Raw genomic sequence first — 6,229 nt, 5'->3', positions numbered from 1 at the left:
ACCAAGGTGGCATGCCCCCACCCTCTCAGGTGATTGAACTCCGGAACCCACTCAAGATCTAGGCATGTAGTACTAGCCGCCCACCACCCCCAGGGCCCCCGAGCCGAACTCACCATCTACCCCATCGACGGCTCCCGCCCCTACCTCGACCACCTCCGCACCACCACCGAAGAATGACCGGCCGACGCGGTGACCCCGCCGCGCCGACCGGCCCCCGGGCTCAGAAGAAGCCGAGTTTTTTGGGGGAGTAGCTGACCAGGAGGTTCTTGGTCTGCTGGTAGTGGTTGAGCATTTGGGCGTGGTTCTCGCGGCCTATGCCGGAGGCCTTGTAGCCGCCGAAGGCGGCGTGGGCGGGGTAGGCGTGGTAGCAGTTGGTCCAGACGCGGCCCGCCTTGATGCCGCGGCCCAGACGGTAGGCGGTGTTGCCGTCGCGGGACCAGACGCCCGCGCCGAGCCCGTAGAGGGTGTCGTTGGCGAGCTTCAGAGCCTCGTCAACGGAGTCGAAGGTCGTGACGGAGACGACCGGGCCGAAGATCTCCTCCTGGAAGACGCGCATGTCGTTCGAGCCCTTGAAGATGGTCGGCTCAATGTAGAAGCCGCCCTCCAGGCCCTTGACGGTGCGGGGGCCGCCGCCGATGAGGACCTCCGCGCCCTCCTGACGGCCGATGTCGAGATAGGACAGGATCTTCTCGTACTGGTCGTTGCTGGCCTGGGCGCCGATCATGGTCAGGGTGTCGAGGGGGTCGCCCGCGACGATCGCGCGGGTCCGTTCGAGGCAGCGGTCCATGAACTCGTCATAGATCGACGAGGCGATCAGCGCGCGCGACGGGCACGTGCACACCTCGCCCTGGTTGAGCGCGAACATCACGAACCCCTCGACGGCCTTGTCGAGGTAGTCGTCGTCGGCCGCCGTGACGTCCGGCAGGAAGATGTTCGGTGACTTCCCGCCGAGCTCCAACGTCACCGGGATGATGTTGTTCGACGCGTACTGCATGATCAGCCGGCCGGTCGTGGTCTCACCCGTGAACGCGATCTTCGCGACCCGCGCGCTCGACGCGAGCGGCTTGCCCGCCTCCACCCCGAACCCGTTCACCACGTTGACGACGCCCGGCGGCAGCAGGTCCGCGATCAGCTCCATGACGAGCAGGATCGTCACGGGAGTCTGCTCGGCCGGCTTGATCACGACGCAGTTGCCCGCGGCGAGCGCCGGTGCGAGCTTCCACGTCGCCATCAGGATCGGGAAGTTCCACGGGATGATCTGCCCGACGACGCCGAGCGGCTCCTGGAAGTGGTAGGCGACGGTGTCCTCGTCGATCTGGCTGATCGACCCCTCCTGCGCGCGGATCACTCCGGCGAAATAGCGGAAATGGTCGATCGCGAGGGGCAGGTCGGCGGCGAGGGTCTCGCGGACGGGCTTGCCGTTCTCCCACGTCTCGGCGACGGCCAGCCGCTCCAGGTTCTCCTCCAGCCGGTCGGCGATCCGGTTGAGGATCAGCGCCCGCTCCGTCGCGGACGTCGCCCCCCATTTCTCGGCGGCCCGGTGCGCGGCGTCCAGCGCCAGCTCGACGTCGGCGGCGCCGGAGCGCGCCACCCGGGTGAAGGTCTGCCCGTTGACGGGGCTCGGATCGTCGAAGTACCGCCCGTCGACGGGCGCCACCCACTGCCCGCCGATGAAGTTGTCGTACTGGGGAGCGAAGCTCACGATCGCGCTCTCGCTGCCCGGAGCCGCATAGGCCATGCCGTCCTCCTCGTCGCCGCTGACCCTTGCGAGCCAACGCGGCCGAGGTTGGCGGAAGGTTGGCGTCAGAGGCGGAGCCGGGACAGGGGCAGTCCGCGGCGGGTGTCTTGCGGGGGCAGCAGGGCGAGCGCGTGCTCGTGGACGGCCAGGTCGTCGGGCCGGTGGGCGCCGTAGCGGAGCGCGGCCTCGGGGTCGGGGGAGCGCAGGACGGCCTCGCGCAACGCCACCTCGATGTGGTCGCGCCAGACCAGGACGCCGGGCGCGTCGGAGTCGGGCAGCAGCGGGCCCCGGTAGGCGGTGAGCGCGGTGTCGAGCCGCCCGTGGTGGAGCGCCGCGAGGACGTCGAGGGCGTCGCAGGTGATCGCGTCGGTGAGTTCGTAGCGGCGGGTGGCCAGCGCCCCGGCGAGGGTGCGGCGCAGATGCGACACCTCGGCCTTCAGCGTGGCGGGGCTGACGGGCCGGTCGCCGTACAGCGCGTCGTGCAGCCGGTCGGGGGACAGGGCGCGCGCCTCCAGCGCCAGCAGCGTGAGGATCTCGAGCTGCCGGGGCCTCAGCCGGACGGGCACCCCGTCGCGGAGCAGTTCCGCGCCGCCCAGGCAGGCCAGATGCCAGCCGGCCCGTCCCGCTTCGACCATCGGGGCCTCGCTGAGCCGCCCCTCGATCGCCGACACCAGCCCCCGGACGGTCGGCAGCGCCCACGGATGTGACCGGTCCCACGTCGAGGAGATGTCGAGGACGCCGAGTACCGCGCCGTCCGGGGTGCGGATCGGGGCGCAGTAGCAGACCCAGCCGTGCAACGCCTCGACCAGGTGTTCCGCCGAGAACACGGTGCTGGGGGTGCCGGTGCGCAGGGCCAGGGCGAGGGCGTTGGTGCCCATCGACGTCTCGTCCCAGCGTCCGCCGCGCGCGAAGTTGACGGCTCCGGCGCGGCGGCTCATCACCCGTCCGCCGCAGGTCCACAGGATGGTGCCGGATTCGTCGGTGACGGCGGCGATGAAACCGGCGTCCTCGGCGATCGCCTGCATCTCCCCGGCGATCGACTCGACGGGGCCGCGGAGCGGGGAGCGGGCCCACCGGTCGTCGGCGGCGTCGTCGAGCGGTGCGACGGCCCGCCCCGGATCGACCCCTGACCTGCGCCAGGACTCCTTGATCTCGGTCCGGACGCGGGGCGCGCCCACGCCGTCGACCCAGTGCGCCCATTCGCGCCGCAACTCTTCTCGACGGTTCCGCAACGTCGCGTCCATCGACTGCTCCACTCGCCCAGTGCCGGTTCCCGCCAGACGGTCCCCGGCCGCGTCGCCTTCATCAAAACACGCGGGAGCGCCGCCGTCAGGAACCTGCCGTTCCCGGCCTGACCCGGCCTTCCCGTGGATCGCCGGGGCGGCCGATGAGCAGGGGAGGCGGCGTGACATGCTCGTTATATGCGGATCGTGATTGCGGGTGGGCATGGGCAGATCGCGCTGCGGATGCTGCGCGGGCTGGCGGCGGCCGGGTACGGCGCGGTGGGGCTGGTGCGCGACCCCGCCCAGGTGGGGGAGCTCGAGGCGACCGGGCAGTCGGCCGTCGTCTGCGATCTGGAGAAGGTGACGGTCACCGATCTCGCCCGCCTGTGCGTGGGCGCGGACGCCTTCGTCTTCGCGGCGGGCGCGGGGCCGGGGAGCGGGATCGCGCGGAAGGGGATCGTCGATCACCTGGCGGCGGTGCTCTGCGCCGACGCCGCCGAGCAGGCCGGGGTCCGCAGATTCCTGCAGATCTCCAGCGCGGGGGCGGGCGCCCCGCCGCGCGAGGGTACCGACGACGTGTGGGCCGCCTACATCGCGGCCAAGACGGCGGCCGAGGACGATCTGCGGGCCCGCGACGGCCTCGACTGGACCATCGTCCGTCCCGGGCAGCTCACCGACGAGCCGGGGACCGGCCTGGTCCTGCTCTCCGATCCGCCCGTCGGACGCGGCCCCGTCACCCGTGACGACGTCGCCGCCGTCCTGATCGCGCTGCTCGGCGCGACGGGCTCCTACCGCCGCACGCTGGAGCTCCGTCAGGGCGACGCCCCGATCAACGCGGCCGTCGCCGAACTCTGATCCGGGACGTTGTGCCGCCGCACCGATCGGCGCGGACGGTGCTATCGCGGGCGGCCGCGCGGTTGGGATAGTGACGGGATGAACCAGGTGATCTCGCCCTTGTCCGGGACGGTCGTCAGCGTCCTGGCCGTCGAGGGGCAGACCGTGCGGTCCGGCGCTGCGCTCGTCGTGCTGGAGTCGATGAAGATGGAGCACGTCGTCCGCGCCGAGACCGGGGGGATCGTCCGGAAGGTCGGGGTCGTCCCCGGCGAGACCGTGGCGGAGGGGGCCGTGCTCGCGGCGCTCGAACCCGTCGCGGGCGAGGCCGATAAGCGGACGGAGGCGGTGGAGATCGATCTCGAAGCCGACCGGGCCGACCTCGCGGCCGTCCGGCACCGGCACGAGCTCGGGCTGGATCCCGCACGTCCCGAGGCCGTCGCGAAGCGGCACGCGCTCGGCCGCAGGACCGCCCGCGAGAACATCGCCGACCTCTGCGACGCGTTCACCGAGTACGGCGCGCTGGTGATCGCGGCGCAGCGGCGGCGCAGACCGGTCGAGGAACTGATCGAGAAGACGCCCGCCGACGGGCTGGTCTGCGGGATCGGCGAGATCGACGGCGCCCAGGCCGTCGTCCTGTCCTACGACTACACGGTGCTCGCGGGCACCCAGGGCCACCTCAACCACCGCAAGACCGACCGGATGCTGGAGCTGGCCGAACGGCGCGGCCTGCCCGTCGTGCTGTTCGCGGAGGGCGGCGGCGGAAGGCCGGGCGACACCGACACCACGACCGTGTCGGGGCTCGACGTCACGACCTTCCACTCGATGGGCCGGTTGAACGGCCGGGTGCCCCTGGTCGGGATCGCGTCAGGCCGCTGCTTCGCGGGAAACGCCGCCCTGCTGGGCTGCTGCGACGTCATCATCGCCACCCCCGACGCCAACATCGGGATGGGCGGGCCCGCCATGATCGAGGGCGGCGGGCTGGGGGTGTTCACCCCCGAGCAGATCGGCCCGATCGACGTCCAGACCGCGAACGGCGTGGTCGACCTGCCCGTCGCGGACGAGGCCGCGGCGGTCGCGGCGGCACGGCGCTACCTGTCGTTCTTCCGGCCGTCCGAGCGGCCCGGCGAGGCCGCCGACCAGCGGATCCTGCGCCATCTCGTGCCCGAGCAGCGGATGCGCGTCTACGACGTCCGGGCCGTGATCACCGCGCTCGCCGACACCGGCCAGGTCCTCGAACTCCGCGCCGGGCACGGCAAGGGCATCGTGACGGCGCTCGTCCGGATCGAGGGCCGCGCCGTGGGGCTCGTCGCCAACGACCCCGCCCATCTGGGCGGCGCCATCGACCGCGCGGGCGCCGACAAGATGGACGATTTCCTGCGGCTCTGCGACGCCCACGGCCTTCCCTTGGTCTCGCTCTGCGACACCCCCGGGTTCATGGTCGGCCCGGACGCGGAGGAGCAGGCCACCGTCCGGCACTTCAGCCGCCTGTTCGTGACGGGCGCGAAACTGTCGGTGCCCCTGGTTACCGTGGTTCTGCGCAAGGCTTACGGCCTGGGGGCCCAGGCGATGGCCGGCGGCAGCTTCAAGGCGTCGCTGGCGACCGTCGCATGGCCGACCGGCGAGATCGGCGGGATGGGGCTGGAGGGCGCGGTCCGGCTCGGATTCCGCAGAGAACTGGAGGCGGCGGAGGATCCGGAAGAACTGTTCCGTCAGATGGTCGATCTGGCTTACGAACACGGCAGAGCGGTCAACGCCGCGTCCGCGTTCGAACTCGACGACGTCATCGACCCGGCCGAGACCAGGTCGTGGATCGCCGCCGCGTTCGGCCGCTGACGTTCCGTGCCCGCCCCGCCGGGTATAGCGATCTTGAATCTAGTCCTCGGGGGTGGGCATGAAATGGACCGTGCGCTTTCTGATCAGCGCGGCCTCGCTGGGCGTCGCCGTCTGGGTGGTCGGCGGGATCGAGATCACCTCGAGCCAGCTCGTCACGCAGATCGCGACTCTGCTGCTGGTGGCGGCCGTGTTCGGCGTGCTCAACACCTTCCTCAAACCGGTGATCAAGCTGTTCGGCTGCGCGTTCTACGTGCTGACGCTCGGGCTGTTCTCGCTGGTCGTCAATGGGTGCCTGCTCTGGCTGACGAGCTGGCTGGCCGGTAAATGGGATCTGCCGTTCCATGTGGACGGTTTCTGGGCTGCCTTCTGGGGCGCGTTGATCACCGGTGTGGTCGGCTGGCTGCTCAACCTGTTCGTCGGCGGTGACGACGACTGAGCACCGCGCCGGGCCCGCGCACCGCACCGGATTCCGTCCGGAAGAGCCGATAGATTCGGGATTGTGGCGAATCGGTTGGCGGGACAGGTGGCGACGGCGGCGGTCCTCGGTGCGCTCGGCGGGGCCGCCCTGGCGCCCGGCAGGGCCTGGGCAGGAGCGCTCGCG

The 6,229-nt window shown here is 71.3% G+C and carries 5 protein-coding genes; 3 read left to right on the top strand and 2 right to left on the bottom strand.

The window, feature by feature from the left end:
* Nucleotides 1–220: 220 nt before the first annotated feature.
* Both adh and ACYVE7_RS27310 read right to left on the bottom strand, forming a co-directional pair.
* Complete coding sequence (adh, locus tag ACYVE7_RS27315; protein ID WP_460368531.1) at nucleotides 221–1,738, bottom strand: aldehyde dehydrogenase; 1,518 nt, start codon at nucleotides 1,736–1,738, stop codon at nucleotides 221–223.
* Nucleotides 1,739–1,803: 65 nt separating this feature from the next.
* A complete protein-coding gene (locus ACYVE7_RS27310) occupies nucleotides 1,804–2,982 on the bottom strand; it encodes a transcriptional regulator (RefSeq protein ID WP_460368529.1) in 1,179 nt (392 codons plus the stop codon).
* 177 nt (nucleotides 2,983–3,159) lie between these two features.
* Between ACYVE7_RS27310 and ACYVE7_RS27305 the strand changes: the two genes are divergently transcribed.
* The 3 genes from ACYVE7_RS27305 to ACYVE7_RS27295 all read left to right on the top strand — a co-directional run bounded on the left by ACYVE7_RS27305 (nucleotide 3,160) and on the right by ACYVE7_RS27295 (nucleotide 6,064).
* The gene (locus tag ACYVE7_RS27305; protein WP_460368527.1) at nucleotides 3,160–3,816 is read left to right on the top strand and encodes an NAD(P)H-binding protein; all 657 of its coding nucleotides are present in this window, start codon (nucleotides 3,160–3,162) and stop codon (nucleotides 3,814–3,816) included.
* 78 nt (nucleotides 3,817–3,894) lie between these two features.
* Entirely contained in the window at nucleotides 3,895–5,628 is a 1,734-nt protein-coding gene (locus ACYVE7_RS27300; RefSeq protein ID WP_460368525.1) for a carboxyl transferase domain-containing protein, read from the top strand.
* A 70-nt stretch (nucleotides 5,629–5,698) separates the two neighbouring features.
* Entirely contained in the window at nucleotides 5,699–6,064 is a 366-nt protein-coding gene (locus ACYVE7_RS27295) for a phage holin family protein (protein WP_460368524.1), read from the top strand.
* The last annotated feature ends 165 nt before the right edge of the window (nucleotides 6,065–6,229 follow it).

The organism is Actinocorallia lasiicapitis, from assembly GCF_054778695.1.
The sequence above is the reverse complement of the archived record's forward strand: the minus strand, read 5'-3'. Positions and strand labels throughout refer to the sequence as shown.